The following is a 24,426-nucleotide window of genomic DNA, read 5'->3' as shown; positions in this document are numbered from 1 at the left end:
TATGTCCCTCCACCGCCGCACTGCCCTCCGACTCGGTGGGAGCATCCTCGTGGGTGCACTCGCCGGCTGTCTCGGCCAGACGGACGACCGGCCCGGCACTGACGACACGGCGACGACACAGCCACCGACCGACCAGCCCGCGACCGAGACGGAGACGTCCGACGCGGACGACCCGGCGGCGTTCCCCCGCTGGGAGCCCTCGTGGAGCGTCGTCCTCGGCGACGGCTCGCGCAACGTCGTCGGCCTCGACACCTTCGACGGCCTGCTCTACGCGACGACGAGCGACGACGCCTTCGCGTCGGGCGTCGCTGCCATCACACCCGGCGACGGCGTCAGATGGTCCCGGACGTTCGAGGGCAGCCCGCTCGACTGGGAGCGTGTCGTGACCGACCGGAGCGTCTACGTCGTCAGCGGGACGCAGGCACCGGGTCTCGGCTGGAGCGAACTCTACGCACTCAACCGCGAGACGGGCGAGACGCGCTGGTCGGAGCGGCGTGAGCGCTCGTTCGACGTCTACGGCGTCGTCGGCGACGTCGTCGTCGCCAACGCCCGCGAGTACAACGACGAGACGCACAGCCACGCCGAGTCGTTCGTCGGCGGCACGGTGGTCGGTCTCGACGTCGAGACCGGCGAGGAACGGTGGCGCTACGACGTCTCGAAGCCGGACAGCGGCGTCGTCGCCGGCGACACAGCGCTCGTAGTCGATGGCACGGAGCTCGTCGCCCTCGCCGGGGACGGCACCGAGCGACGGACGGTCGACATCGGAGGGCCGACCAACGAGCCACTGGCGACCGACCACGGGGTCTACCTCACGACCGACGCCGGGGTCCGTGCACACGAACCCGACGGCCAAACGCGGTGGACGAAGTCGCTTCCCCGCGGTGCCTTCCACCGCGTTGCCGGCGACAGCCGAGTCTACGTAAGCAGCGACGGTATCTACGCCATCGAGGCCGATGGGAGCGTCGCGTGGCACCACGAAGAGCTCGGGAGTGCCCGGTGGGCATCGCCCCGGAACGGCCATCTCTACGTCGGGCGGAACGGCAAAGAGAACGACCAGTACGTCGAGTCGCTGTCGACGGCCGACGGGTCAGTGGAGTGGACGTTCGACCCCGACCCACCCATCCTCAACCAGGTGGCGGCGACGGACGAGCTCTGTCTCGCCGAAGAGGCCATCGACGACATCCTCTACGGGATCCGCGCCGCCGACGGCAGTGTCCGCGGCCGATTCCAGCCGGGGTCGACACTGTTCGACGTGGAACCACTGGACGGGACGGTGTACGTCGCGGACTCGACGGCGACGGTCTACGAACTCCCGCCGTGAGCGGCTAGACCGCCAGCGTCTCGTCGAGCACGCGGAGCCAGTTGTCGTGGGCGACCTTCTCCACCCCGTCCGCGTCGAAGCCGCGGGCTCGGAGTTCGTCGAAGACTGCCGGGAGTCCGCTGACGTCGCCGAGGGAGTCGGGCACGGTCGTCCCGTCGAAGTCCGAGCCGAGCGCGACGTGGTCGACGCCGAGGCGGTCGGCGACGTACGCCACGTGGTCGACGAGCGTCGAGAGCGGCACGTCGGCGTCGAACTCCCCGTCCGGTCGGAGGTCGCTCACGCCGAAGGTGATGCCGACGACGCCGCCGGAGTCGGCCACGGCGTCGAGCTGTTCGTCGGTCAGATTGCGCGAGGAGGGACAGAGTTCGTGGGCCGCGGTGTGGGTGACGACGAGCGGGTCGTCGGACGTTTCGGCGACGTCCCAGAAGCCCCGTTCGTTCAGATGGGCGCAGTCGACGACGATGCCGAGGTCGTTACAGGCGGCGACGAGTTCCTCCCCGGCGTCGGTCAATCCGGGACCGATGTCCGGCGAGGCAGGGTAGCGGAACGGGACCCCGTACCCGAAGGCGTTCTGCCGACTCCAGACGAGACCGATCGACCGGATGCCCGCGTCGTACAGGTCGGTGAGGTTCGAGAGGTCGGGGGCGACGGCCTCCGCCCCTTCGAGATGCGCGAGCGCGACGAGCGTGTCGCCGTCGAAGCAGTCCGCCAACTCGGCCGCGGTGCGGACGAGTCGCAGTTGGCCCTCGGACTCCTCGACGAGGGTCGTCAACAGGTCGAACAGTCGCTGTGTCATCTCGTGGGCGCACTCGTGACGGACGGCCGGGGGATGGGGGACCTCGTAGCCCTCGTCGGTCTCGACGAGGTCCAGGCCGTCCTCACTGGGGACGAACATGGCGAAGAAGCCGCCGCCGAAGCCGCCGTCTCTGGCACGCGGGAGGTCGAGATGGCCGCACTCGGACGCCTCGAAGAACGACCGCTCGCCGCTCCGACCGTGCAACAGGTCGAGCAACGTGTCGTTGTGGCCGTCGAAGACGAGCGGTGAAGAAGACATGATGAGAACCGTGTGGGTACGCTCACCTCCGGCCGCTGACTACCTCAAGCTTCCGTCCGGGCGGGCGAACCGCTCGGGGTCGATGAGCGGGAGAACAGGCGGAGAACAGGCTGTCCGACGGTTGAGGCACCGCTTGCCACGAGCGTCAGACAGCCGAGAAACGGAAAGACAGCGGAGTCGTCGGGTGAAAGATCAGGCCAGCCGGGCGAACGCGAGCGTGCCGCTCACGTTCTCGATGTAGATGTTGACGACGTCGCCCTTCTGCGCGCCGGGGACGAAGATGGTGTATTTGCCCTTCTCGGCGACACCGTCGCCCTTGCGGCCGGTGCCGGTGATCTTGACCTCGTAGGTCTTGCCCTCTTCGACCTCGGGCCCGCTGGAACGCTGGCTGGCGCGCTTACGCTTTGCGACCGGCCGGAAGGCACCACAGGCCTCACAGCGGAGCATCTGGTTTCGGTCCTCCATGACGAGGCGGGTGTCGGGCAGGCCACACTCCGAACAGGTGACGTACTCCGCGATGTAGCTCGTGACGGCGGCGTCGAAGTCCTGGCCGGAGAAACTGCCGTTGTAGCGGGCACGGCCGTCGGAGTACTGGCCAGCGGTCCCGAGTTCGCGCTGGATGGCACTGTGGAGATGCTCGGGATCACGCGAGAGGGCGTCGGCGATGGCCGAGAGATTGGTCAGTCGGGTGAACGCCCCGTCTTTCTGTGCCTGCGCGTCGGGAACGGAGAGACGCTCGTCGGACCCGCCGAGGTCGGGGACCTCGTCGAGTGCTCGGTCGAGACTGGCTTGATAGTCCATAGAGGTGCGTGGAGAAGGAGACGTATAGGCGTTCCGAGAGAGTCATTCACGAGTCTGTCACGCGAGCACGAGCACGCGTTCACGCGGGGTGCGGCGGGCCGTACGCACGCAGGTCGAGATCGGACGGTCGCCGACCGTAAGACGGCCGGAGTTACCAGCGGTGATGAACGTGCTCGCGGACGTACTCGTCGTACACCTCGGCGACGCGGTGGTGCTGGTCCGCCGTGAGCGGCGGGAGGTCGGCGGCGGCGACGTTGTCTTCGATGTGTTCCGGCGACGTCGACCCCGGAATCACCGTCGTCACGGCGTCGAACGAGAGGATCCACTGCAGCGTGAACTGTGCCATCGTCGTCCCCTCGGGGACAGCGGGCCGAAGCTCGTCGACGGCGTCCAGCCCCGCCTCGAAGGGGACGCCCGCGAACGTCTCGCCCACGTCGAAGGCGTCGCCGTCGCGGTTGTAGTTGCGGTGGTCGTTTTCGGGGAACTCCGTGTCGCGGTCGAGCTTGCCGGTCAGCAGCCCCGACGCCAGCGGCACGCGGACGATGACGCCCACGTCGCGGCGTGCGGCCTCGCGGAAGAACAGCTCCGAGGGCCGCTGGCGGAACGGATTGAAGATGATCTGGACGGACTCGACGCCCGGATACTCGATGGCCTTCAGTGCCTCTTCGACCTTCTCGACGCTGACGCCGTAGGCGTCGATCTTCCCACGGGCTTTCAGGTCGTCGAGGGCGTCGAAGACCTCGGGCTGGTAGTAGACCTCGGTCGGCGGACAGTGCAGCTGGAGGAGGTCCAGCGAGTCGACGCCGAGGTTGTCGAGGCTGCGGTCGACGAACTGTTCGAAGTTCTCGGCGTTGTAGCCCGCCGGTTCGTGCGGGTCAAGGCGACGGCCGGCCTTCGTCGCGACGGTGACGTCGTCGTACGCGTCGCGCTCGTCGAGCACGTCGCCGATGTTGCGCTCGCTCTTGCCGTCGCCGTAGACGTCGGCGGTGTCGAGGAAGTCGATACCGGCGTCGAGCGCGGTCCGGATGGCCTCGCGGCCCTCCTCGTCGCTCACGTCGCCCCAGTCGCTGCCGATGTTCCACGTGCCGAGGCCGATCTCTGTGACGCGATACCCCGTGCTACCGAGTGTCCGATGGTCCATGGTCGGACGTCTCGCTGGAGGCGTGTAAACGTCTGTGCTGCGGCAGAGATAGACGGTGTCGGGAGGGCGGCGTCGGGACGAGCGATCTCGGACAGACCGTGCCTCCGGAACGCCGTCGTGTCGGCTCAGCCGCGAGAACAGTTATCAGGCTGGTTTGCAGAGAGAGGACGATGGATATCGACCCCGACGAGGCCGTCGACGAGATGTACCGGCTGCTCACGAGTCTCATCGTCCCCCGACCCATCGGCTGGGTCTCGACCCGGAGCACCGACGGCGTCGACAACCTCGCGCCGTTCAGTTTCTACATGGGCGTCATCGAGGCGGACCCGCCGGTGGTGATGTTCTCGGCGGAACACCGGTCGGACGGGACGCTGAAGGATTCCGCACGCAACGCCGTCGAGACGGAGGCGTTCGGTCTCAACCTCGTCACGGCCGACCTCGTCGAACAGATGGACGGGACGAGCCGCCCCGTCGACCCCGAGACCGACGAGTTCGACGTCGTCGGCCTCGACCGCCGGGAGGCGACCACGATAGACGTCCCGCTCGTCGCGGCGGCGAAGGCGACGATGGAGTGCTCGCTCCACGACACGATGGAGGTCGGCGACCACACCGTCGTCTTCGGCCGCATCGAACGCATCCACGTCGACGACGAACTCCTGACCGACGGGAAGATCGACATCGAGAAGGTCGACGCCGTCGGCCGCCTCTCGGGGTCGTACTACGCGCGACTGGAGCCGTTCACGGTCGAACGGGACTGGGTCTACAAAGACTGAGCGGGCGACGGTCGGGGGTCGACGCAGTGCTCGCCGGTCGGAATTAGAGAAGTCCGCTCTCCCCGATTTGAACGGGGGACAAGCCGATCTACAGTCGGCTGCTCTGCCAGGCTGAGCTAAGAGCGGTCACTGAATCGTATCCGGCACTGTCGTTTAACGATTACTGTTTTTCGCTCGTGACCGCCACGGTATCGTCTGACATGAGGGAAGATTAAAATAGTCCCGCGTTAATGTGCCGCACAGACGATGAGCAAGATCACGTTCCGTGCGGACGAAGACCTCGTCGAGCGTCTCGAAGCGCTCGATGCCTCGAAGAGCGAGGCTATGCGCGAGGCACTTCGTGCGTATCTCGACGGTGCGGAACGTGACGCGGGACAGTCGGCCACGGTCGACGACGCCCTGGCCGCCCGCGTCGACGAACTCATCTCCGAGCGACTGGACGCGGCGATGGCCGAGCGCGAGCCGAGAGACCGTCGGACGAGCGACGTCAACGTCAACGTGAGTTTCGACGGCGTCGCCCCGGCAGACACGGCCGTCGACCGAGAGCCGGAACCGAACGACAGCGTCCGTAAGACACCGGTGGAGACGACGGCAGACACCGCGACGACCGCCTGCGGACAGTGCGGCGAGGAAGTCGACGGTGACCACGTCTACTGTCCGAACTGTGGCGAGAAAACCGCGAGACGTGCCTTCTGTGACTGTGGTGACGAGGTCCGGTCGGACTGGGCCTTCTGCCCGAGCTGTGGAAGGCGGACGCCGGCGGCAGACGTGCTCGACCGCTCATAGTCCCAGTAGACGCTCTGTAAACGGCGTATTCGGGATTTGTCTTACAACCGCCGATACCTTTATAACCTGTCGGTCTGTGCCTACTTCTGCGTAAGACGGTTGTCTTACACGGCAGAACCCGGCGGGGGATGACCCTCCCGTCATGGGGTTTTGGTGTGTCTGACGTCCGCACGGGGCAGACCCGCCGTCTTACCGGGGGAATGTAAGCATGGAGCGTGTGACACTACGAATTCCGAAGCAGCAGATTGAAGAGGTCGAACAGATGGTCGAAACGGGGAAGTTCCCGAACCGAAGCGAGGCGATTCGCTCGGCCGTCCGTGAGATGCTCAACGAACAGGGCGAGAGCCGCGACGCCCAGAAAAAAGAGAAGACCACCAAGCGCAGCTGGGCGAGGGTGTAACCGATGCAAGACATCGTTCAAGACGCACTCGACAACGCGGAAGCCGAGCAGCGTGACATGGATATCGACGACGACGACGACGATTTCGGGGAACCGCGAATCGTCATCGTCGGCGCCGGTGGTGCCGGTAACAACACCATCAACCGACTGTACAACATCGGTGTCGAGGGCGCAGATACCGTCGCCATCAACACCGACAAGCAGCACCTCAAGATGATCGAGGCCGACACGAAGATCCTCGTCGGCAAGTCCCTGACGCAGGGGCTCGGTGCCGGTGGCGACCCCTCGATGGGCGAACGTGCCACGGAGATGGCACAGGGTACCATCAAGGAGGTCCTCGGCAACGCCGACCTCGTGTTCGTCACCGCCGGTATGGGTGGCGGAACCGGGACGGGTGCGGCACCCGTCGTCGCCAAGATCGCAAAGGAGCAGGGCGCAATCGTCGTTGGCATGGTCTCGACCCCGTTCAACGTCGAGCGTGCCCGGACGGTCAAGGCCGAGGAAGGGCTGGAGAACCTCCGCAACGAGGCGGACTCCATCATCGTCCTCGACAACAACCGCCTGCTCGACTACGTGCCCAACCTGCCGATCGGCAAGGCGTTCTCGGTCATGGACCAGATCATCGCCGAGACCGTCAAGGGCATCTCCGAGACCATCACCCAGCCGTCGCTCATCAACCTCGACTACGCCGACATGTCGACCATCATGAACCAGGGCGGCGTCGCGGTGATGCTCGTCGGCGAGACACAGGACAAGAACAAGACCCAAGAAGTGGTCAACGACGCGATGAACCATCCGCTGCTCGACGTGGACTACCGGGGGGCCTCGGGTGGCCTCGTCCACATCACGGGCGGCCCCGACCTCACGCTGAAGGAGGCCGAGGGCATCGCGGACAACATCACCGAACGGCTCGAAGCGAGCGCAAACGTCATCTGGGGTGCCCGCATCCACGAGGAGTACAAGGGCAAGGTCCGCGTCATGGCCATCATGACCGGCGTCCAGAGCGCGCAGGTGCTCGGCCCGACGACGCAGAAACAGGCCGACAAGTCCCGCGCGAGCCTCGACAATCAGGCTTCGGACTTCGGTTCGAGCTCGAGTTCGAGTAGCGGTCAGAACACCAACGAAGCGTGGCAGTCCGACGGCGGACGCGACGAGGTCGAGAAGAACAACGGTCTCGACGTCATCCGCTAAGCCACGACTCGAACTCTCTACTTCGTTTTTACAGTCGCGAGCGACAGCCACGAGCGACGACGCTGTCATACGGTGTGAAGGGAGCCGACGACGAGACACGTCTTACAGCCGTCTCGACTACACGGCCTCGATGGCTTCGACCAGCTTGCACTTCCGACAGACGTCGCGCGCGGTCATCGACCCACACCGCTCGCACTCGTTGAGGTCCGGCCCCTCGCCGTCGTCACCGTCGCCACGGTACCGCTCGGCGGCGAGATGCGCGAGTTCCTCGTAGCCGGCCATGATGGAGTGGCGCGTGCCGGGATGGTTCTCCTCCAGTTTCAACATCAGCTCCTGAATCTCGCCGCGGAACGCCTCACTGGCGTGGGGACATTCGGTGATGTGTGCGGGGAGGTCTTTCAGGTGGGCGTACAGCGCGACCTCCTTCTCGGGGACGTCCCGCAGCGGCTTCGCCCGCGGGATGAAGTCGTCCTGTTCGTTGCGGTCGTCGAAGCCGCCGATGCTGGCGTCGAAATGTTTGGCGACCTGTTTGACGTCGCCTTCGAGGAAGTTCATCAGCGCCGTCTCGGCCTCGTCGTCGAGGTTGTGGCCGGTCAAGAGCTTGTCCGCGCCGTACTCGTCGGCGAAGCGTTCGAGGAGGTCGCGACGGAAGACCCCGCAGTAGGCGCAGGGAGCCATGTCCATCGGGTCCTTCTCGGCGACGTCGTCCATCTTGACGCCGATTTCGTCCTCGTACGTCACGAGTTCGTGGCGCATATCGAGGTCGTCAGCCAGCTCGACGCAGGCGTCGACGCTCTTGTCGCGGTAGCCCTCGATACCCTCGTGGATGGTCAGCGCGATCATCTCGATGCGCGGGTCTTTTCCAAATGTTTCGTCGAGGATGTGGGTGAGCACGACGCTGTCTTTTCCGCCCGAGAGACCGATGACCCACGTCTCTGGGTCCTCGGGTGTCGCGTCGGACGGGAGCATACTATCCTCGCGGATGCGGCGGCGGACGCGTTTGTCGACCGAGGCACAGAAATGGTCCTCACAGAGATGTGCCCCGGAGTAGCCCGCGTGCATCACCGCGTCGCGACTGCACTTGTCGCACTCCATTACCGAGTCGTTGCCGACGAGTGGGCATGACCGTTTCGTCTCAGGGAGGCGCGAGCGTCCGCCACGTGCTCGGCACGTCCTCGTCGCCGACGACCCGGATCTCCCGGCTGCCGTCGTCGGTCTCCCGGAGTTCGACGACCACGTCGTACAGCGAGCGGAGCGTGTTACGCTCTTCGTCGCTGTGAGCCGTCGGGTCGACCGTCGAGACGCCGAGGTAGCCCGCCGCCGACACCCGGCCGGTCAGGACGTGCAGGAAACCGAACAGCCGGTTCATCTCCGTATAGCGGAGCATCGTCGACAGCGAGAGCGTCGACAGCCGAACGCCATCGTCGTCGGCGTCGGCGTCCGCGACGATCTGTCTGGTGCATTTGACGACACCCAGTCCGATACCGGTGAGGTCTGCAGGCGAGGAGACGTATCTCACCCCTTCGGCGTCGTCGAACGACTCCTTGCCGCTGGCACCCGAGCAGTCGACGACGTGGAGCCGCGAGGGGTCGCCGTCGACCGCCTCGAACCGCTGGCGGAGGCGTGTGCCGTCGACGTCGGCCGTGACGGCGATGGCCTGCTCACCGGTCGCCGTCCCGCGGGCGAGCAGCCGGAGCGCGAGCCGCGTCTTGCCGGACTGCGGCGGGCCGCTGACGAGGACGTTGGTGCCCGCCGACACCGCGTCGAAGCCGTCGACGGGGACGATGTCGGCGACGTCATACGCCGACCGGTTCGTGTCTGCCGACCGAGTCGCGGGAGGCTGTTCACTCACTGGTCTCACCTCGCTCGCCCGCGATATCGCGGATCGTACCGACGAACGTCGCATCGTCGAGCAGGTCCGTCTGGTCTTCTTCGAGTTCGGCCGCTACTTCCTCGATATCGCGTTCGAGCCGTGCGTACTCGCGGTTCGACGCGAGTGCGTCCGGCGACTTCTCCGACGCCAACGCCGACCGCTTGGCGAGCAGCGCGTAATACTCCCGGAGCTGTGCCGTGTAGTCGCTGCGGTCCAGCAGGTCCTCGATCGTCTCGACGAGCGTCTCGCGCGTCGGCGGCTTCTGGATGTACTCGTCGAAGCCCATCTCCAGAATGTCGAAGTCGGGGTCGACGGCGGTCACCATCGCCACCCGGCACTCGTAGCCGCGGTCGCGGATCGCTGCCAGCACCTCCTCGCCCGACAGCCCGGGCATCATCCGGTCGAGGAGGACGACGTCGACCGCTCCGTCGAGACTGTCGAGTCGGTCGAGCGCGCGCTGGCCGTCCGGGGCGTGGTGGACGTCGTAGCGGTCGTCGAGCCACCGCCGATACGTCTCCGCGACATCGGGTTCGTCTTCCACGAGGAGGACGACTGCTTCGGCGGGGTCGTTCATTAATTCGTGTCGTCAGTTGCTCGCCGACGTAATGACCGTTTCCCCGAACTATCTCGCGGACAGCGTTGTCGACGGCCACCTCGCGGTCTCAGGCGAGCGGCAGTTCGACGACGAACACCGCGCCGGTCGGCTCGTTGTCCTCGACGCGAACGCTGCCGCCGTACGCGTCGACCATCGTGTCGACGAAGAAGAGACCGAAGCCGGTACCGGCGGATTTCACGTGGCCCGTCTCGTCGCGCCGGAAGATGCCGTCTTTGAGTTCCGGACGGACGCCCGGCCCGTTGTCGGCGACGCAGAGCGTCGCCGTCCCGGCGTCGTGGTCGGTCTCGACGGCCACCGTCACCTCGGGGTCGTCGCCCCGGTTGTGCTCGACGGCGTTCGTCACGAGGTTGCCGACCACCTCCGGGAGGACGGCGTTGGCGGCCACGGTGACGCCGTCCGCGACGTCGGTGTGGAAGCCGACGTCCGGATAGGTGGTCCGGACGCGGTCGACCTCGGCCTCGACGACCGCCGAGAGGTCCGTCGGTTCCGTCTCCGTCCGACCCGACCCGGCGAAAGTATCGAGCAGTGCCCGCACGTTCTGCACGAGGTCGACGATGTCGTCGGCCCACCGCGAGACGGTCTCGGCGTACCGCGTCTGCTCCTCGTCGAGGTCGGTCTCCAGAAGGAACTCCGCCCGCGAGTCGACGACCATCATCCCGTTGAGGATGTCGTGTCTGAGGAGGCTGTTGAGGAACTCCAGTCGGTCGCGCTGTCGCCTGAGGTCGGTCTCGCGGGCCGCCCGCCCGAGGGCGACCTCGGCGTTCGCCGCGAGGATGGTTGCGAGACTCACGTCGTGCTCGTCGAACTGCGCCGGTTCGGGCGAGCCGATGATGAGCACGCCGTGCGGGCCGAGCGGCAACAGCAGTTCGCTGCGGACCGGCGTGTCGGGGTTGTAGACCCGGTCGTCGGTTCGGACGTCGTCGAAGACGAGCGGGTCGCCGGTCTCGAAAGTGGCCCACGCGAGACTCTCGCCCGCCGCGGTGAACGTCGGTAGCTCGTCGAACAGTGCCTGCGACCGCACCGTCGACGCGACGGGCGTGAGCTGTGTCTCGTCGTCGTCGACGAACCAGACCCCGGCGATGGGGTAGCCGAGGATCTCGTCGGTCGTCTCGGTGACGAGCTCGGCGACCTCGGCCGCGTCGCCCGCCTGGACCATCCGTCGCATGGCCGACTGGAGCGCGTCGATGGTCCGGTCGCGAGCGACGCGGTCCAGCGTCGCCGTCGCCTTGCGCGCGAGGATGTCTGCGAGATAGCGGTCGGCGGCGGTAAACTCCCCGCCGTCCTGTGCGGCGATTCCCAGCAGTCCGTGCTCGCCGAGCGGTTCGTAGAGGACGCGTTCGAGCGGCAGGTCGAACCGCTTGCTCCGGTCGACGTCCTGGTAGTCCTCCAGGAACTCGGGTTCCTCGCCCCGGAAGGCGGCCATCTGTCGCATCCCCTCGTGGACGACGAGCGACTCGACCGGCAGGTCACGCGACGCCAACAGCGACGCCGCCTGCGTCGACGTGGCCATGGGGACGAGCCGTTTTTCGGTCTCGTCGTACGACCAGACGATGGCGAGCGGCTTGTCGAGGACTTCCTCGACGATGTCGGCGACGGTGGTGGCGACCTCGGTCTCCGAGTCGGCGTCCCGCAGGGTGAGCGTCGCCTCTTGGAGTGCCTTGAGCCGACTCTCCCACTGCTTTCGCTCGGTGATGTCGCGGACGACGCCGACGAGACCGCCGTCGTCGAGCGTCGTCAACGAGACCTCCTGGGGGAACGTCGTCCCGTCGATGCGGCGGCCGACGGCCTCGCCCCGCCACTGGCCCGCCTCCCACAGTTCGGGCATGACCTCCTCCTCGAACCGGGCGAGTTCCTCGTCGTCGTAGAGGAGCCGCCACGTTTCGTCGAGGAGGTCGTCGGCGTCGTCGAAGCCGTACAGCTCCGCGTGGGCGTCGTTGACGTAGACGTATCTGCCGTCCTCGTCGAGGATGGCCATCCCGTCAGTGGCGCTGTCCATCGCCGTCGCCTGCGCTTCGAGCTGTCGCTCGCGCGCCTTGCGTCGCGTGATGTCGCGGGCGACGACGACGAGTCCACCCTCGTCGGTCCGGTTGACCGTCAGCTCCTTCGGAAACGTCGACCCGTCGATTCGCTTGCCGGTCACTTCGCCGTGCCAGTGGTCGGCCGCCTGGACGGCCGGGACGACCTCGTTGGTCAACCGGTCGACGTCGGCGACGAGCTGATACTCCTCGTAGTGGTCGTTCAGAAACGCCGACTCGTTGTCGATGCCGTGGATGTCCAGATACGCCTGGTTGACGGCGCGGAACGTGAAGTCGTCGTCGAGGACGGCGATGCCGTCCGTGGCGGCGTCGACCGCCATCTGGACGCGCTCTGCCATGGCCGCGTTCGCCTGCTGGCGGACCTCGTAGTAGCCGACGAGCGCGCTCACCAGCCCGCCCGCCGTGAGATACATCACGCTCTGCTCGAACGCCTCGGCCAACGGGAGGTCGTCGAAGAGGAGATGGTAGCCCCCCCACACCGTCAACAGGCCGAAGACGACGAGTCCGCTCGCGGTCCAGGCGGCGATACGGACGATCTCGTCCGGGTCGAAGGCCAGCCGTGACAGCCGGACGCCGAACCCGACCAGTGCCACGGAGAGGAGCACCGGCATAAAGAGCAAGAGCCGCTCGCCAGGCTCCGCGCTCGTCACGTAGGTGACCGTCGAGAGCACGACGAGCAGGAGACCGAGGCCGGTGACGGACGACCGGCGGAGACGAGTCGAGAGCGAAACCATGTGTCTGCTTTCCCCGACGTGGACATGAAATTTGGGCACGAGTCGCCGACTGTCGCGGGAGGAAACCGTTTTGCGCGTCCGTCGGCAAGAGACCGCCAATGGAGCGAGCCGCCGCCCTCGACCGCGTCGAGACCATCGTCGACACAGTCGCGTCCGAACCCATGGCCGTCCCCATCCGCGAGGTGTGGGTCTACGGCGACGTCGCGCTCGGTCTCGACCCCATCGAGCGACTCGACGTCTACGTCACCAAGGACCTCATGCTCCGCGGCGACGGCAGCGACGAGCAAGAAGCCCGGTTCGAGACCGAGTACGGGGTGAAAGGCGTCGGCAAGAGTGTCTCTGCCGACTGGGCCGAACAGTTCCCCGACCATCTCCGCGCCAACGACAACGGCTACGCCGCCCCCGAGAAATGTCTCGCCGCCCATCTCGTCGACGACAGCGAGCCGATCCATCTCGAAGTCTGCAACGCCAGCTTCGAGGACAACGTCACCCAACGGCTGCGCGGCGCGGTTGCCCGCGACGCCTACGAGCAGATTCTCGACCCGCGCGGCGTGTGTCTCTGGATGGACGGTACCTACGCCGAGGAGACGATGGCGAAACTCCGCGGCGGCGAACTGCCGTTCCCGACGCTCTCGGGCGCGCTGGAGATGCTCGGGCTGGAGGAAGAGAAGGCGAGCGAGGCGGCCGACGCCATGCGACAGCACCGCGCCGAACAGACCGGCTCGACCGTCCGCGGCGACGTCATCTGAATCTTCTCGACGCCACGGCATCCGAGACGCCTTCTCGACGCCACGATTTCTCGACGGCGTCCCATCGCGACGACACGCCGCCGTGACGCGGTTTAATCGGTGCTTATGGCTCCGATAGGCCTCCTCAGTACAACTCCTCGAAGACGGCGTCGCGCTGGCTGGCCTGCGTGCCCGTCTGTGAGCCTACACCGCGACTCCACGCTTCGAGCGTAAACGTCCGAAAACGAACCGTAGCGGCGTTTTCGCTGTCGTGACAAAGACTGGCACAGAAATACGCGTTTCGAGGAGAACACGTGGGGGTGTGCGTCGGGCTGATTTCTCCCGCTCGAATTTGGGAACCTCCCGACAGGTAAGTAGTCACGACAGCGCGCGCTGGTCACACTCGGCCGACGGTCACGTCGAACGGGACGACCTCGACGCGGCGGTACGCCTCGCGCTGTATCTGGTCGGCGACGGCCCGACCCATCTCGCGCCAGTCGCGTCGGAGGTCGTCGTACGCGTCGGCCGAGAGCACGCGTCGGAGTTCGGTTTCGTGGTCCGCGAGCCCCGCCCCACTCGCTTTCCGCGCAGCGTCCTGCAACGCCATCTCGTCGTACGGTGGCTCGACGACCTTCCGGTGGTGGTACCGCCGCGTCCGGACGTCCGACAGCCCGCAATCGCCGAACAGTTCGGGCACCTGTTCGCCGAGGGCGACGTCCGTCTCGACGCCGCGCAGATAGGTCTCGCGGACGCGTGCTTCCAGGTCGACCTCGCTCTCGACGGTCGAGTCGACGTCGACGTCGGCGTTGTCGGGTTCGACGGCGGCGACGAGGTCCGTAGAGACACGGGCGAACTCGCGGAGTGCCGCAGCCGGGTCGGGGAGATTGACCAGGAGTGCCTGACAGACCACGAGGTCGAAGCTGTCGTCGGCGACGGGCAGCCGAGTCGCGTCGCCAGCGACGGTCGGCAGGCCGGTCTCCTCGCGGGCGACCGAGAGCAGCGACGGGTCGGCGTCGAGACAGACGACGTCGGCGGGACTCTCGGCGGCGAGCACGCGGGAGAGTTCGCCGGTTCCGCAGCCGACGTCGAGAATCCGTGTCCGCGAGTCGAGGCCGAGATCCGACAGTGCCGCTCGCGAGTCGTCCCACATCCCCTCGCGCGTCCGACGGAGATATTCGGCAGTGAATCTGCGCACAGACGCGCTTCGCGACTGCTCGGCAAAAGTGGGTCGGACGAGTCGTCTCCTCGACGGTCCCCGTAGGCGTCGATGAAAAAGCGCGTCAACAGGTCGTCGTTTCCAGTGTCGGACATGACCGTCGTTTCCAAATGTCCGACACGGCCGTCGTTTTCAGGCTCCGGCTCAGGCGTCGCGTTCGAACAGCAGTCGGAGCATCTTCTCCAGGCCGACGCGGGTGTGTTCGTGGAACGTCGCCGCCGAGAGATCGAACGACTCGGCGACCTCCTCGCCGGAACTCTCGCGCGGCCACTCGAAGAAGCCGGCGTGGTACGCCGCCTGCAACATCGACAGCTGGCGGTCGGTCAGCCGTTCGGTCAGCTCGTCCCAGTAGTCGTCGATGGTCCGCGTCTCGCGTTCGACTTCGCGTTTGGCGACGAGTTCGGCACTGTCGAAGTGCGCGCTGACGGCCTCGACGACCTCGCGGATGTCGGCGTCGGCGACGGCCTCGGCGACGACGCGCACCTCGCCATTGGCCGCGGTCGCCGTCCGGACGTTGACGCCGTGTTCGGCGAGCAGCGCGACGAGCGAGGTGTCGCTGACGGCGTATTCGAACCGGACGCTGTCGTCGTGTTCCGAGATGATACTCACGTTCTCGACGGTCTCGATCTCGTCGGCGAGCACCTCGACGAGAGCGGCGTCGGTGCCCTGGGCCGTGACGTACTGGAGGACGGCGTCGGTCGTCAACGGAACGAACCCCGTCAGCTCGACGTCGCAGTTACAGCGCGCCGAGAGCTGGGTCAGGAAGGAGGTGGGGTCGCTGACGGCGAACTCGACCTCGGTCACGAAATCCGAAAAGAGCAGCCGGCGGTTCTCGATGGCGTTGCTCGCGTGGCCGAGCGTCTCGCCGAGCACCTCGAACGCGGCGCGCTCCCACTCGCTGAAGGCGTCCTGGGTCGTCGAATGGACGACGAGGACGCCGTACTCGGCGTCGCGGTAGCGGATGGGGACGGCCGTATACGACTGGTTGCCCTCTTCGAGCGCGAGCGACTCGATGGCTCCCGCGGTCCGGTGGCTGGCGCGGACGACCTCCGGCCGTTCGCCGTTCAGCGCGGTGGCGACGCCCGTCCGGTCGACGTCGTCGGCATCGATAGCCTCGACGCTGTCGCGGAACGATTGGGTCGTGTTGGCGTGAGCGCGCATCTCCAGCCCGCCGTGGTGGGTGTTGCGGCCGGCGACCCACGCCGAGTCGTAATACTCCGATTCGGCGAGCCGTTCGCAGACGAGCGTCTCCAGCTCGTCGCGCGTGTCGACTTCGAGCAGCGACTGGATGATCTCGCGGATGAGGACGTTGATGCGGTTGACCGTCGAGAGCTGGGTGTTGTGACGCTGGGCGGCCAGCTCCGACAGCTTCCGTTCGGTGACGTTGAGATGGAGGACGAGCGCGAACCGGTCGCCGTCGTGGCGAAACCGGATGGTTCGCATGGTGAACCACCGACGCTCGTCGGGACCGTGACAGGGGTATTCGAGCGAGAACTCGTCACGGTCGCCGTCGAGGACGGAGCGGATGCCCGTCGCGGCGTCCGTCGCGTCGGCACCGCTGCTGCCGTCACAGACCGAGAGATAGTTCTCCCCCATCATCTCCGGGGGGCCCGGATAGTCGTTGTCGCGAGCGAACTCCCGCCACGAGCGGTTCGTGTAGACGATATCGCCATCGTAGTTGATAATCGCGACCTGGGTCGGGAGCGCGTCGAGCGTCGCTTGCGCAAACGGATGTGTCTCGAACGTCCCCGCTGTCGGAACGGTACCGGTGTTTGACCCGGCTGAATTTTCCGTACTGTGTTCCATCTGGTAGTAGCCCTTGGTATCCCTTCAACAGCTACAACGGCTACGTACTCAAAAATCTATTCACTATGGAACATTCCCGAACTGTCATTTCTGCCGGAGTCAGGACAACAGAACAGGGCGGTCAGGACAGGTCGCTCGGGCCGACGTCGATGAAGACGTGACAGCCTTCTTGAATATCAGTTCGCCGACGCGGTCTCACTTCGACAGCCCGGTGACGCCGACGACGACGGCGTAGCCGCCGATGGCCGCGAGGACGATACTCCCCCCGGCCGCCAGCCCGTAGCCGTAGGACAGCGCGATACCGACGAGGACGGCCAGCTGGGCGGCGACGACCGAGATGACGACCGACTCCCGAAAGCTCCGAGCCACCGGCGCGGCGGTCGCGACGGGGACGACGAGCATCGCGGCGACGAGGATGACGCCCAGAATCTGCATGGCCGCGACGACGACGAGTGCAGTGAGGACGACGAGCAGCCGCGTCGTGCGGGTCACGTCGACGCCGCCGACAGCGGCGGCCGTCTCGTCGAACGTGACCGCGAGGAACTGCCGGTAGTAGCGCGCGACGACCGCGACGACGACGAGGCTCAGGACGACGAGCAACAGCGTGTCCTCCCAGCGGACGGTCGCGAGGCTGCCGAACAGATACTGGCTGATACTGACCGCGATGCCGCCGTCGGTGAGGCTCACGAGAACCGTTCCGAGGGCGAAGCCGCCCGAGAGGACGATGGCCATCGAGACGTCGCCGTAGGCGTCGGTCCGCTCGGCGATGACCTGCACCACGAGCGCGCCGATGACGGCGACGACGAGCGCGGTCAGCGACGGCGACAGCGGGAGACCGAGCCGCGAACCGAGAAACAGACCGACGGCGACGCCAGCGAAGGCGGCGTGCGCCAGCGTGTCGCCGATGAGCGCCAGTTCCCGGTGGACGAGAAACGAGCCGACGAGCGGCGCGACGACGCCGACACAGAGTCCCGCCACCAGTGCCCGCTGCATGAACGGATAGCAGACGAGATCGACGCCGAGCGGCGCGAGCAGGCGACAGAGCAGGTCGCCGACAGCCCCGAGCACGGCCGAGAAGGCGTCGAGGACGGCGGTGAACGGGTCGGCGACGGCGAGCAGTCCGGTGACGACGTCGGCGAGGAGAAGCGTCGTCAGCGGGTCGGTCACTGGCCGTGGCCTCCGTCTCGGCCAGTCGCGCCCTCGGCCTCGCTGTCGTGGTCGTGGACGACGACGTGGTGGTTCGCGCCGTAGGCCGCCGAGAGCGCGTCGCTGGCGACGAAGTCGTCGGTCGAGCCGTGGAAGTGGAGCTGACGGTTCAGACAAGCGACCCGAGTCGCGTGGGTCGTCACGACGCCGATATCGTGTTCGACGAGGACGACCGTCAGCCCCTCGCGGTTGAGTTCCGAGAGCAGGTCGAAGAAGGCCGCTCGGGAGGTGGCGTCGACGCCGACGGTCGGCTCGTCGAGCGCGAGCACGTCCGCGCCGGTCGCCAGCGCGCGGGCGATGAACACCCGCTGGCGTTGGCCGCCGGAGAGTGCTCCCACGCGGCGGTCGGCGAGGTCTGTCACGTCGACCGTCGCCAACGCCTCCTCGACTGCCTCGCGGTCTTCCCGCCGGAACCGCCCGCGCGGGACGTGCGGATACCGGCCCATCCGGACGACTTCGCGGACGGTGATGGGCATCGCCCGCCCGCCGCTGGCGACGTCCTGGGCGACGTAGCCGACGCGGGTGCCCGTCGCGGCCTCGTGGGCTGGCTCGCCGAACAGCTGCACCGACCCCGAGTCGGGGCGGTGCAGTCCGAGAAAGAGCCGGAGCAGCGTGCTCTTGCCGCTGCCGTTCGGGCCGACGAGCGCGAGGAAGTCGCCCGGCTCGACGGTGAACGAGACGTCCTCGACGACGGGCGTCGGGCCGTAGCCGAAGGTGACGTCCTCGAAGCGGGCGACGGGGTGGTCGTCCCCGCTTCCGACAGCTGTCGAGTCGTCTGCCGACCCAGCGTCTGCGGGCGTCATTTCGCTCCCAGTGCCGTCGCCAACGAGTCGAGGTTGACCTCGCGCATCACGTCGAGATAGCCCCAGCCCTGGTCGGCCCACTCGGCCGTGAGCGTCGGGATGGGCGTGACGGGCAGCGTCGCCGTTGCGTCCGTCTCCTCGACGAGCTGTGTCGCCGCGCGGTCGGACTCGAAGACGGGCGCGAGGACGTGCTCGATGTCGTGGCGGTCGATGACCGCCTGTGCCTCGCGGATGGCCTGCGGCGACGGCGTCGCGTCGGGAGCGATGCCGACCAGCGCGTGGACCTCGAAGCCGTACCGCTCCGCGAGATACTGGAAGGCGTTGTGGCCGGCGACGAGGACGACGTCGCGCTCGCGGTCGGCGAGCGTCTCCTCGAACTCGGCGTCGAGGTCGTCGAGGGCGGCCGCGAACGACTCGGCGTTGGTCTCGTACGTGGCCTCGTTGCCAGCGTCGAAGTCGGCGAAGGCGTCGCGGACGTTCATCGTCGCCTGCTTCGCGCGCTGGGGGTCGAGCCAGAAGTGCGGGTCCGCCGCGCCGTGGTCGTCGTCGTGTTCGCTCTCGTGGTCGTCGGTCTCGTCGTGAGAATCCTCGTCGGCGTGCTCGTCGGACTCCGGCGCGGGCAGGAGGTCGATGCCCTCGCGGACGGCGACGACCGGGAGGTCGGGCGCGTCGGTCGCGAGGTTGGCGACGATGTCGTCGGCCCACGGCTGGAAGCCCTCGCCGACGTAGACGAAAGCGTCGGCGTCGGCGACGGCCCGCTGAATTTGGGGACCGGGTTCCCAGCCGTGGCCGTGCTGGCCGAACGGGACGAGGTCGCTCACGGTCGCTTCCTCGCCCGCGACGTGGCGGGCGATGTCGCCCGCGACGAAGAACGACGACTGGACGTCGTGGCCGTTCGGCGACTGCTGGCCATCTGCGGCTTGACTGTCAGGGGCGGCCGAACCGCCGAGACAGCCGGAGACGGCGGCGAGCGTCCCGGCTGTCGCAGCGGCGAGAAAACGGCGTCGGGTGGGGGAAGACATCTTGATAACAATTTTGGCGTTTTAGTTAATAAAATCTGCTATCCACACACCAGCTGTTGTTAACGGCGCGCCGTCGCAACCGCTATGGCCGGTGCGGGGTAACTCCGCGGTATGACTGGAGGCGACCCGGACGCCAGCGACGACATCGACGTCCGAGACCGGGAGTGGCGGCTGATTCGCGAGGAGTCGTGGTCGGGTGCGATGAACATGGCACTCGACGAGATCGCCGCCGAGACCGCCGCCGACGGCGGCCCGCGGACCGTCCGCGTCTACCGCTGGGAGCCGAGCACCCTCTCACTCGGCTACCGGCAGGACCCCGACACCGTCGACTGGGCGTTCTGCGAGCGCGAGGGCATCGAGGTCACGCGCCGACAGACCGGCGGCGGCAGCATCTACCACGACGCCCACGGCGACGTCTCCTACTCCATCATCGCGCCGAAGGCCGAACTGCCGTCGAGTCTGATGGACTGCTATCATCTGCTGTGTACGCCCGTCCTCGACGCCTTCCGCCGGATGGACGTCGCCGCTGACTTCGCCGACGAAGGGTTCCCCGAAATCTACCATCCCGCGTGCTATCTGCGGGAGTTGCACCCAGCCCACGACGTCGTCGCGGGCGGGAAGAAGATCAGTGGCAACGCCCAGTACCGACGGAAGGACGCCGTCATCCAACACGGCTCGCTGACCTACGCCGTCGACGCCGAGCGTCACCTCGCGACGTTTGCGGGCCACGACGTGTCCCCCGATACGTTCCGCGAGCGCGTCACCGGCATCGACGAGGAGAGCGCGGCGACCCGCGGCGACGCCGTCGCCGCCGTCGAAGACGCCCTCGCCGAGTGGACCGACGCGAGGGAGGGGTCGTGGACGGACGACGAACTCGAACGGGCACGCGAGCGAGCCGAGGAGAAGTACGCGGCCGACGACTGGGTCCGGCGGCGACCCGACGACCGATAGTCGGCGGAAAGAAGCCGGTCGACCCGACGACCGGTAGTCGGCGGAGAGAGGCCGATCAGAAGCCGAAGCTGCGGTTTTCGGAGCCGAGTTCTTGCTGAATCGCGTCGTGGATCTCGCTGACGGGCGGCGTGTCGCGCGTGGGGTCAAGCCAGTGGTCGCTGATCCACCGGTACCGGACGGTGCGGTCCTCGTCGACGAGGAAACACGACCGGCGGGCGCGCCGGGAGATGCCGAAGGCGCGGTAGGCGACGTCGAACGCCGACGCGACGTCGAGGTCGGGGTCCGAGTAGAGCGGGAAGTTCAGACCCAGATGGTCGATGAACCGTTTGTGGAGTCTGACGCCCGACTTGCTGATGCCGACGACGCGGACGTCCTCGCCGGTCGAGAACCAATCGAAGTCGCGGAAGGCACACCACTCGTCGATGCAGTCGGGACTGAAATCGGCCGTGTAAAACGACAGCAACACCGGTTTGTCGTCGAGAAGCGAGGAGAACGAGACGTCTTCCGTCCCGCGCTCCGCACTGACTAGCGGTGCCGTGAAATCTGGTGCTTGCTCGCCGACCGCAAGCCCGGATGAGCTACCCATGGGTTCGGACTCTGGGCGCGAGGACAATGTGTATTACGGACAGGTCGCCCGCTCGCGCCGCCGACTCCGAAGTCCCTTTTAGCGGCCACCCCCTCCCCTCGGCCATGCAAGTCGGAGCCCACGTATCCATCTCCAGTTCGAAGGTCGACAGCGACGAGGAGACGCCGCCGCACGGCAACATCGCCAACGCCGTCTCCCGACAGGTCGCCTTCGGCGGCAACTGCGGCCAGATCTTCACCACCTCTCCGCGCGTCTGGCAGGAGCCGGATATCGAAGACGACGAGGCCGAGACGTTCCGCCGCGAGACCGAAGAGAAACTGGCGGGGCCGTGGGTCATCCACGCCTCCTATCTCGTCAACCTCTGTACGCCCAAGGACGGCCTGCGCGAGAAGTCCATCAACTCGATGCAGACGGAGGTCGACGCCGCGGCCACGCTGGGCGTCCCCTACGTCAACGTCCATCTCGGTGCCCACACCGGCGCGGGCGTCGAAGGCGGCCTGGAGAACGCGGCCAGCGCGCTCGACGAACTCGACATCCCGGACGGCGTGACGGTGCTCATCGAGAGCGACGCCGGGAGCGGAACCAAACTCGGCGGCGACTTCGAGCATCTCGCGACCGTCCTCGAGGAGTCCGAACAGGACCTCGACGTCTGTCTCGACACGGCCCACGCCTTCGCTGCGGGCTACGATCTCTCGACCGAGGAGGGCGTCCACGAGACGGTCGCGGAACTCGACGACATCGTCGGGCTGGAGCATCTCAAGTACATCCACCTCAACGACTCCAAACACGAGTGTGGCACGAACAAGGACGAACACGCTCTCATCGGTGAGGGCCTCATCGGCGAGGAGGGGATGCGCGCGTTCATCAACCATCCCGACCTCGCTGACGTTCCGATGGCGCTGGAGACTCCGACCGAGGACGGCAAGGGCTTCGCGTGGAACATCCAACGCGTCCGCGAGTACCGCGAAGCGTAGGGCGGCGAGCGACGAACGCCGTTCCGACCGAGACGGGTGGGCTTATGTCCGGTTCCGGCGACCATCCGGTATGTTCGTATCCGTGTCAGACACCGACGTCTCGCCGTCGGCAGGAGGAACCCCGTGAGCGAGGCGGAAATCCGCCTCGCCACGCGCGACGACGCCGAGGCAATCGCCGAGATCTACCGCCCCTACGTCGAGGAGACGGCCATCACCTTCGAGTTGGAGCCGCCGACGGCCGAGGAGATTCGCGAGCGTATCGAAAAGAAACTCGTCGACTACCCGTGGCTGGTCTGTGAGCACGAGGGCAGAGTCGTCGGCTACGCCTACGCCGGGGCGGTCCGGACGCGCGAGGCCTACCAGTGGTCCGTCGAGAGTTCGGTCTACGTCGCCGAGTCGGCGCACCGAAACGGCGTCGCTCGCGGTCTCTACGAGTCGCTGTTTGCACTGCTCGACCTACAGGGCTATCTCAACGTCTACGCCGTCGTCACCCTCCCGAATCCGGGGAGCGTCGCCCTCCACGAGGCGTTCGGCTTCGAGCACGACGCCCGCTTCGAGAAGATGGGATACAAGAGCGGCGCGTGGCACGACGTCGGCTGGTGGTCGCTGTCGCTGGGCGAGCATCCCGAAGCACCGTCGCCGCCGACGTCGCTCGCGACGGCGCGGGAACACGACGAGTGGACCGAGCGACTGCACCGTGGTGAGGACTCGGTCCGGCTATAGCCGCTCATCCTGATTGGGTATCGCGCCATCTGATTCATTTGGCAGCCCGATGCCGACTCGCGGCCCTTTTACCGGCACGTCACGACCACCCGATATGGTTCGGAACATCGCGAGCGTGATGGCCGAACTCGAGCCCGAGGACTTCTATCTCCTCTCGGGGGTCGAGCACGGCATGCGCTTCAGCAAGTGGGTCAACCGGGAGAAGATCCCGGACTACGCGAATCTCACCAAAGAGGAGGTCGACTACCGCATCGACCGCTGTATGAAACGCGACCTCATCACCCGTAAGACAATCCAGTACGAGGGCTACCAGCTGGAGTTCGAGGGCTACGACGCCCTCGCCCTGCGGACGTTCTCCCAGCGGGACACCATCGACGGCGTCGGTGCACCCCTCGGCGTCGGCAAGGAGAGCGACGTCTACGAGGTCCAGTCGTTCAAGCCGATGGCACTGAAGTTCCACCGCGAGGGCTACACCAACTTCCGGAGTGTCGACCGCGAGCGCGACTACACCTCCGACAAGCAGCACGTCTCGTGGCTCTACACCGCCCGGAAGGCGGCCGAACGCGAGTACGAGGCCCTGGAAACTCTCTATCCGGACGTCTCGGTTCCCCGCCCCGTCGACCACAACCGCCACGCCATCATCATGGAGAAACTCGACGGCGTCGAACTCGGCCGCGCGAAACTCGAATCCGAACAGGTCGTCGGCGTCCTCGATCTCGTCCTCCGGGAGATGGCGACCGCCTACGAGGCGGGCTACGTCCACGCCGACATGAGCGAGTACAACGTCGCTATCAGCGAGAACGGGGTCACGGTCTTCGATTGGCCGCAGTCGGTCCCGACCGACCACGACAACGCAGACGAACTGCTCGAACGCGACGTCAAGAACATCGTCGGCTACTTCGGCCGGAAGTATCCCGCCGAGACGCCCGATTCGCTCGATATCAGCGCGCTGGCAGCGTCAGTCGCCAGCGGCGAGTTCGAGACTGCTCGCGCGTTCGCGGGAGAATAAACTGCATAACGCGATAGCAAATCGCCATTCTGTCCTGTCGGAGTCCGACTCCACCTCCGAGCCGAGTGTGCGGGCTGCTCTTCGGTCGTTCCTCCAGCCCAACGAGAAAACGAGTTACAGGATTCGCTCGAAGTACGGCACGAGTCGACGTCGAAGGGCGGCGTACACGAGGGCGACACCGAGAGCCGCGGCGAGTCCCCAGCGGACCGGCCCCTCGTACACGAGAAGGACCGGGAGGCTGGCGGCGACTGCCAACAGGAGGTCCTTCGGCGAACCGTCGTACGGAATCACGTACCGCGCCTGCCACCAGCGTCCGGCGACGTGGTCGTAGACCGCGTCCGTGTTCGTCCGTTCCCACGGCCGGAGTTCCTCACCCGCACCCAACACGTCGCTCGCGCTGTGGACGCCGAAGCCGACGAGAGCGAGCGCGAGCGCGACTGTCGCCGCCGTCGGAACCAGAAACGCGAGTATTACCGCAGGAACCGCAAGCAGGGGACCGACCACCGGAAAGTGCAGTGTCCGCCGGTGTTCGCCGACGAGCAGGTCGAGATCCGGAAAGACCCCGCCGACGGTCGCGCCGACGGCCGCGGCCGTCGCGAACTCGGGGGCGACCAGCGCGACCGGCACCGCGAACGCCAACGCGACGGCGACGTGGGTGATGACCATCACGGCTCAG

24 protein-coding genes and 1 tRNA gene are annotated in these 24,426 nt (G+C 66.8%); 10 read left to right on the top strand and 15 right to left on the bottom strand.

Features of this window, described 5'->3' with window-relative positions; genetic code table 11:
* The first annotated feature begins 1 nt into the window (after nt 1).
* Nucleotides 2-1,321 (top strand): outer membrane protein assembly factor BamB family protein, encoded by a 1,320-nt coding sequence (locus BLR57_RS03365; RefSeq protein WP_089694125.1) that lies wholly within the window; start codon nt 2-4, stop codon nt 1,319-1,321.
* Nucleotides 1,322-1,325: 4 nt separating this feature from the next.
* Here the strand turns inward: BLR57_RS03365 and BLR57_RS03360 are convergent, their stop codons facing one another.
* The 3 genes from BLR57_RS03360 to BLR57_RS03350 form a co-directional block, all read right to left on the bottom strand.
* Nucleotides 1,326-2,375 (bottom strand): dipeptidase, encoded by a 1,050-nt coding sequence (locus tag BLR57_RS03360; protein WP_170830548.1) that lies wholly within the window; start codon nt 2,373-2,375, stop codon nt 1,326-1,328.
* 192 nt (nt 2,376-2,567) lie between these two features.
* The gene (locus BLR57_RS03355; RefSeq protein WP_089694122.1) at nt 2,568-3,176 is read right to left on the bottom strand and encodes a translation initiation factor IF-2 subunit beta; all 609 of its coding nucleotides are present in this window, start codon (nt 3,174-3,176) and stop codon (nt 2,568-2,570) included.
* A gap of 151 nt (nt 3,177-3,327) precedes the next feature.
* Nucleotides 3,328-4,317 carry an aldo/keto reductase gene (locus tag BLR57_RS03350; RefSeq protein ID WP_089694120.1) on the bottom strand — a complete coding sequence of 330 codons (990 nt, stop codon included), beginning with the start codon at nt 4,315-4,317 and terminating at the stop codon, nt 3,328-3,330.
* Between the two features lie 170 nt (nt 4,318-4,487).
* On the opposite strand from BLR57_RS03350, the gene BLR57_RS03345 reads away from it, so the two are divergent.
* Entirely contained in the window at nt 4,488-5,090 is a 603-nt protein-coding gene (locus BLR57_RS03345) for a flavin reductase family protein (RefSeq protein WP_089694119.1), read from the top strand.
* Nucleotides 5,091-5,142: 52 nt separating this feature from the next.
* Here BLR57_RS03345 and BLR57_RS03340 read toward each other — a convergent pair.
* Nucleotides 5,143-5,216 (bottom strand) — tRNA-Tyr (locus BLR57_RS03340).
* 120 nt (nt 5,217-5,336) lie between these two features.
* Here BLR57_RS03340 and BLR57_RS03335 point away from each other — a divergent pair.
* The 3 genes from BLR57_RS03335 to ftsZ all read left to right on the top strand — a co-directional run bounded on the left by BLR57_RS03335 (nt 5,337) and on the right by ftsZ (nt 7,467).
* Nucleotides 5,337-5,876 (top strand): double zinc ribbon domain-containing protein, encoded by a 540-nt coding sequence (locus tag BLR57_RS03335; RefSeq protein ID WP_089694117.1) that lies wholly within the window; start codon nt 5,337-5,339, stop codon nt 5,874-5,876.
* 208 nt (nt 5,877-6,084) lie between these two features.
* Nucleotides 6,085-6,276, top strand: coding sequence for a ribbon-helix-helix domain-containing protein (locus BLR57_RS03330; RefSeq protein ID WP_089694114.1), 192 nt, complete (start codon nt 6,085-6,087; stop codon nt 6,274-6,276).
* A 3-nt stretch (nt 6,277-6,279) separates the two neighbouring features.
* A complete protein-coding gene (ftsZ, locus tag BLR57_RS03325) occupies nt 6,280-7,467 on the top strand; it encodes a cell division protein FtsZ (protein WP_089694113.1) in 1,188 nt (395 codons plus the stop codon).
* Between the two features lie 117 nt (nt 7,468-7,584).
* On the opposite strand, the gene ncsA is transcribed toward ftsZ, so the two are convergent.
* From ncsA to BLR57_RS03305, 4 genes are all read right to left on the bottom strand, one after another.
* Nucleotides 7,585-8,562, bottom strand: coding sequence for a tRNA 2-thiolation protein NcsA (gene ncsA / locus BLR57_RS03320; protein WP_089694111.1), 978 nt, complete (start codon nt 8,560-8,562; stop codon nt 7,585-7,587).
* Nucleotides 8,563-8,602: 40 nt separating this feature from the next.
* On the bottom strand, nt 8,603-9,319 hold the full coding sequence (locus BLR57_RS03315) for an RAD55 family ATPase (RefSeq protein ID WP_089694109.1): 717 nt from the start codon (nt 9,317-9,319) through the stop codon (nt 8,603-8,605).
* Nucleotides 9,312-9,914 (bottom strand): response regulator transcription factor, encoded by a 603-nt coding sequence (locus tag BLR57_RS03310; RefSeq protein WP_089694107.1) that lies wholly within the window; start codon nt 9,912-9,914, stop codon nt 9,312-9,314. Before BLR57_RS03310 ends, BLR57_RS03315 begins: the two co-directional genes overlap by 8 nt.
* An 88-nt stretch (nt 9,915-10,002) precedes the next feature.
* Nucleotides 10,003-12,726 (bottom strand): PAS domain-containing sensor histidine kinase, encoded by a 2,724-nt coding sequence (locus BLR57_RS03305; protein ID WP_089694105.1) that lies wholly within the window; start codon nt 12,724-12,726, stop codon nt 10,003-10,005.
* 98 nt (nt 12,727-12,824) lie between these two features.
* Between BLR57_RS03305 and BLR57_RS03300 the strand changes: the two genes are divergently transcribed.
* Nucleotides 12,825-13,475: a DUF7095 family protein gene (locus BLR57_RS03300; protein ID WP_089694103.1), complete on the top strand. Its 651-nt coding sequence runs from the start codon at nt 12,825-12,827 to the stop codon at nt 13,473-13,475.
* A gap of 376 nt (nt 13,476-13,851) precedes the next feature.
* Here the strand turns inward: BLR57_RS03300 and BLR57_RS03295 are convergent, their stop codons facing one another.
* The 5 genes from BLR57_RS03295 to BLR57_RS03275 form a co-directional block, all read right to left on the bottom strand.
* On the bottom strand, nt 13,852-14,649 hold the full coding sequence (locus BLR57_RS03295) for a class I SAM-dependent methyltransferase (RefSeq protein ID WP_089694101.1): 798 nt from the start codon (nt 14,647-14,649) through the stop codon (nt 13,852-13,854).
* Between the two features lie 165 nt (nt 14,650-14,814).
* Nucleotides 14,815-16,476 (bottom strand): bacterio-opsin activator domain-containing protein, encoded by a 1,662-nt coding sequence (locus BLR57_RS03290; RefSeq protein WP_089694099.1) that lies wholly within the window; start codon nt 16,474-16,476, stop codon nt 14,815-14,817.
* 195 nt (nt 16,477-16,671) lie between these two features.
* Entirely contained in the window at nt 16,672-17,643 is a 972-nt protein-coding gene (locus BLR57_RS03285; RefSeq protein WP_394327564.1) for a metal ABC transporter permease, read from the bottom strand.
* Complete coding sequence (locus tag BLR57_RS03280) at nt 17,640-18,485, bottom strand: metal ABC transporter ATP-binding protein (RefSeq protein WP_089694097.1); 846 nt, start codon at nt 18,483-18,485, stop codon at nt 17,640-17,642. The genes BLR57_RS03285 and BLR57_RS03280 overlap by 4 nt, the downstream gene beginning before the upstream one ends.
* Nucleotides 18,482-19,507: a metal ABC transporter substrate-binding protein gene (locus BLR57_RS03275; RefSeq protein ID WP_089694095.1), complete on the bottom strand. Its 1,026-nt coding sequence runs from the start codon at nt 19,505-19,507 to the stop codon at nt 18,482-18,484. Before BLR57_RS03275 ends, BLR57_RS03280 begins: the two co-directional genes overlap by 4 nt.
* 111 nt (nt 19,508-19,618) lie before the next feature.
* Here BLR57_RS03275 and BLR57_RS03270 point away from each other — a divergent pair, with 111 nt between their 5' ends.
* A complete protein-coding gene (locus tag BLR57_RS03270; protein WP_089694093.1) occupies nt 19,619-20,458 on the top strand; it encodes a lipoate--protein ligase family protein in 840 nt (279 codons plus the stop codon).
* Between the two features lie 55 nt (nt 20,459-20,513).
* Here BLR57_RS03270 and BLR57_RS03265 read toward each other — a convergent pair whose 3' ends face one another.
* Nucleotides 20,514-21,044 (bottom strand): redoxin domain-containing protein, encoded by a 531-nt coding sequence (locus tag BLR57_RS03265; RefSeq protein ID WP_089694091.1) that lies wholly within the window; start codon nt 21,042-21,044, stop codon nt 20,514-20,516.
* 104 nt (nt 21,045-21,148) lie between these two features.
* Here BLR57_RS03265 and BLR57_RS03260 point away from each other — a divergent pair, with 104 nt between their 5' ends.
* From BLR57_RS03260 to BLR57_RS03250, 3 genes are all read left to right on the top strand, one after another.
* Nucleotides 21,149-22,018: a deoxyribonuclease IV gene (locus BLR57_RS03260; RefSeq protein WP_089694089.1), complete on the top strand. Its 870-nt coding sequence runs from the start codon at nt 21,149-21,151 to the stop codon at nt 22,016-22,018.
* A gap of 123 nt (nt 22,019-22,141) precedes the next feature.
* Nucleotides 22,142-22,741: an arsinothricin resistance N-acetyltransferase ArsN1 family B gene (locus tag BLR57_RS03255; RefSeq protein ID WP_170830547.1), complete on the top strand. Its 600-nt coding sequence runs from the start codon at nt 22,142-22,144 to the stop codon at nt 22,739-22,741.
* Between the two features lie 94 nt (nt 22,742-22,835).
* Entirely contained in the window at nt 22,836-23,750 is a 915-nt protein-coding gene (locus BLR57_RS03250; protein WP_089694087.1) for a serine/threonine-protein kinase RIO2, read from the top strand.
* Nucleotides 23,751-23,864: 114 nt separating this feature from the next.
* Here the strand turns inward: BLR57_RS03250 and BLR57_RS03245 are convergent, their stop codons facing one another.
* Entirely contained in the window at nt 23,865-24,416 is a 552-nt protein-coding gene (locus BLR57_RS03245) for a metal-dependent hydrolase (RefSeq protein ID WP_342026070.1), read from the bottom strand.
* Nucleotides 24,417-24,426 lie beyond the last annotated feature (10 nt).

The organism is Halogranum gelatinilyticum (assembly GCF_900103715.1).
Lineage (GTDB): Archaea > Halobacteriota > Halobacteria > Halobacteriales > Haloferacaceae > Halogranum > Halogranum gelatinilyticum.
The sequence above is the reverse complement of the archived record's forward strand: the minus strand, read 5'-3'. Positions and strand labels throughout refer to the sequence as shown.